Below are 2,945 nucleotides of genomic sequence, written 5' to 3'. Positions count from 1 at the left end.
ATCTGGCGGTGGATTTCTTCTTCTGCCTGTCGGGATTCGTGATCGGCCATGCCTATGACGGGCGGCTCGGGCCCGCTGCGCCTCCGGGGCGGCGGCTTGGCTTTGGCGGCTATGTGGCCCGGCGGTTGATCCGGCTGCAGCCGCTGGTCGTGATCGGTACGCTGCTCGGGGCGATCACCTATCTCGCGAATCCCTTCGTCGGCGACGCGCAGCAACTCGGCACCAGCGTCGGCTACGCCTTGTTCGCGGCCAACCTGTTGCTGGCGCTGTTCCTGATCCCGGCGTCGGCGCTGCCCAATATGTGGGGCATGACGCATTCGCTGAATGGCCCCGCCTGGTCGCTGTTCCAGGAATATCTGATCAACCTTGCCTATGCGGCGGTCGGACATCGGGTCGGCCGGGGATGGCTCGCAGCGATCGCCGCCATGGCCGTCGCGGGGCTGTTGTGGATGGCGTTGTCGCGGGATTCGATGAATGCGGGGGCCACCTGGCGTGACTGGTGGGGCGCACCCATCCGGGTGATCGCTTCCTTCGCGTTGGGCTTGCTGATTCATCGACTGGGGCTGAAGATCGCGGTGCCGGCCGCGTTCCCGCTGCTGTCGGCGGTGCTGATCGTGCTGTTCGCAGTACCGCTGGTCAAGGGCTGGAGCGGGCTGATCGACTGGCTGTGCGTGGTCGTGGCCTTTCCGCTGGTCATCATGATCGGCGCGGGCGATCGGAGCACGACCCGGCTGGCCGGTATCGGCGGGCGGCTGTCCTACCCGCTGTACATGCTCCACTATCCGTTCGTGCTGTTCTTCGCGCACTGGAATTGGAGCGCCAAGCCGGGCCCGGTGCTGATGGGAAGCGTGATGGCGGCGACGATCGCGGCAGCCGTCGGCTTGGCCTGGGCGGTGCTGGTGTGGATCGACGAACCGGTGCGCGCCTGGCTTTCGGCGCGGGCGGAGCGCAGGCAGTCGGTCAGGGCCGTCGCGGCCGAAACCGCCCTCCGCTGAAGTTCAGAGGGGGGTAGAAACCCCTTGCTTCAAGTCGGCCGGATCAAACTCCAGCCCAAGGCGTGTCGGGTCAGTCCCGGTCGAACAGCGCGAGGTCGATCGCATCGCCCATCGCGCGGTAGCCCGCCTCGCTGGGGTGGATATGATCGCCCGAATCATAATCGGAACGCAGATGCAGCGGATTGCGGGGATCGCGGACCGCCGCATCGAAATCGATGATGGCGTCGGCGACGCCGGCGGTGCGAATCCACTGGTTCACCGCCTGGCGCTGCGCCTCGCGCTCGGGGGAATGGCTGGTCGATCCGCCGAAGGGCGTCAGCGTCCCCATCACGACCTTGATCCCCGCGACGTGCGCGCGGGCGATGATCTGCTCGTATCCGGCGATCAGGTCGGCAACGTCGAGCGGCGGGTTCCGGCCGAACATCGTGCTGGAGCCGCCATGGCCGATATCGTTGATGCCTTCGAGCAGGATGACGTGCGACACGCCCCGGACCCGCGCGACATCGCGATCGAACCGCGCGAGCGCGGCATCGCCCCAGCTCGTCGACAGCACCCGGTTGCCGCCGATGCCGGCGTTGACGACGGTCACCGGATCGCTCCCTCCGGCCGCGACCAGGCGGCGCAGCAGCTGTTCGGGCCACCCGTGCAGCTGTCCGGCATACGGCCGATTGCCGTCGGTGATCGAATCACCCAATGCGACGATGACGCGCGGGGGATCGGCGCTCAGCACCAGCGCGCCGCTGACCGGCGGCCGTCCGATGATCGTGTCGCCGCCATCGAGACGCGGCGACAACGACTGATCCCCCGCCGCGAACGCCATCCGCTGGTTGCCGAACGCCTTGAGCTTGAGGGACTGGGGCAGGTGCAGGCTGACGACGATATCATCGAGCGCGGCGGCGTCGAGGTCGACCGGATCGCTGAGCGCCGGGGCGCCGGCGGCGATGGTGATGCGCCGCTTGCCCCCGAAGGCGAGCGGGCGAAGCGTTCCGGCGCGGGCGTCGAAGCCGTCGGCGGCGAAGCCGACGCTGGCGCCGTCGACGAGCAGCGGCTCCGTGCCGTCCTCGTTCGAAATCCGGATGCGCAGCGCATGGCCCGACGCCCCCAGCGTCAGCCGCATGCGCAAGGTTCCGACCACCGGCGGGCGATCGCGCAGCCGCTCGCGGGCCTCGTCGGGGAGCTTCATATCCTTCGGGATCACGAAATCGAAGTCGGCCGGGCTCGATTGATAAGCCTCGACCCATTGCGGGCGATGGTCCTGCGCGGCGGCGGCCGGGCCGAGCACGGCCGCGGCCAGCAGGCCGAGGCGCGCCAGCCGCGTCGTCACGGCGCGTCGGCGAGCGGGGCCGAACGCCCCTGCCGCACCGCCTCGAAGAAATCCTCGCCTCCCATCTGGCCGCCCTTGAGCACCAGTTCGAGCCCGTCGATCGCGGGATCCTCGGCATGCGCGCGCACCAGCGGCGCGCCGCGCTCGATCGGCGCCGCCCAGGTCAGCGCATCGATGCCCAATTGCGCGACCCCGTGGCTCGACGTGTCGCCGCCCGCGAACAGCAGCCGTTTGAGGCCCGCGCGGCGGACGACGTCGAGCGCGATCCGCCCGAGCGCTTCGCCCAGCTTCTCGCCGGCCGCCGGCGCGGCGGGGTCGAGCGGACCCTCGGCCGAGTGGATCACGGCGCGGCGGCCGTGCGCCAGGCCGGCGAGGGCGGCGTCCGCCAGCCGCGCGGCTTCGGCCGACGACCCTTCGAGCAGCGCGCCTACATCGGCCGCTATGGCCGCGAAGCCGGAGGCCGGCGCGCGCGCGATCTGCCGGGCGGTGACGGGCGAACAGCTTCCGCTGACGACCAGCAGGCGGTCGGCCTCGGCGGCGCGCGCCTCGGCCGGCGCCTGCGCGATCCGCCCCGCGGCGCGCCAGGCCAGCACGAGCGCGCGCGTGACGCCCGAGCTGCCCACGGC

3 protein-coding genes are annotated in these 2,945 nt (G+C 70.7%); 1 reads left to right on the top strand and 2 read right to left on the bottom strand.

Annotated elements, in window-relative coordinates; all coding sequences use genetic code 11:
• Nucleotides 1-995 (top strand): acyltransferase (locus VNR91_RS11205; RefSeq protein ID WP_325490854.1); only part of this gene is annotated, 995 nt, incomplete at its 5' end.
• 70 nt (nucleotides 996-1,065) lie between these two features.
• On the opposite strand, the gene VNR91_RS11200 is transcribed toward VNR91_RS11205, so the two are convergent.
• Both VNR91_RS11200 and VNR91_RS11195 read right to left on the bottom strand, forming a co-directional pair.
• On the bottom strand, nucleotides 1,066-2,319 hold the full coding sequence (locus VNR91_RS11200) for an SGNH/GDSL hydrolase family protein (RefSeq protein ID WP_325490853.1): 1,254 nt from the start codon (nucleotides 2,317-2,319) through the stop codon (nucleotides 1,066-1,068).
• Nucleotides 2,316-2,945: nucleotide-binding domain containing protein (locus tag VNR91_RS11195; protein ID WP_325490852.1), on the bottom strand; the 630-nt coding region annotated here is incomplete at its 5' end. The genes VNR91_RS11195 and VNR91_RS11200, both read right to left, overlap by 4 nt.

The organism is Sphingomonas sp., assembly GCF_035555815.1.
Taxonomy (GTDB): Bacteria; Pseudomonadota; Alphaproteobacteria; order Sphingomonadales; family Sphingomonadaceae; genus Sphingomonas.
Note: the sequence above shows the minus strand (reverse complement) of the source record. Positions and strands in the feature narration are given on the sequence as shown.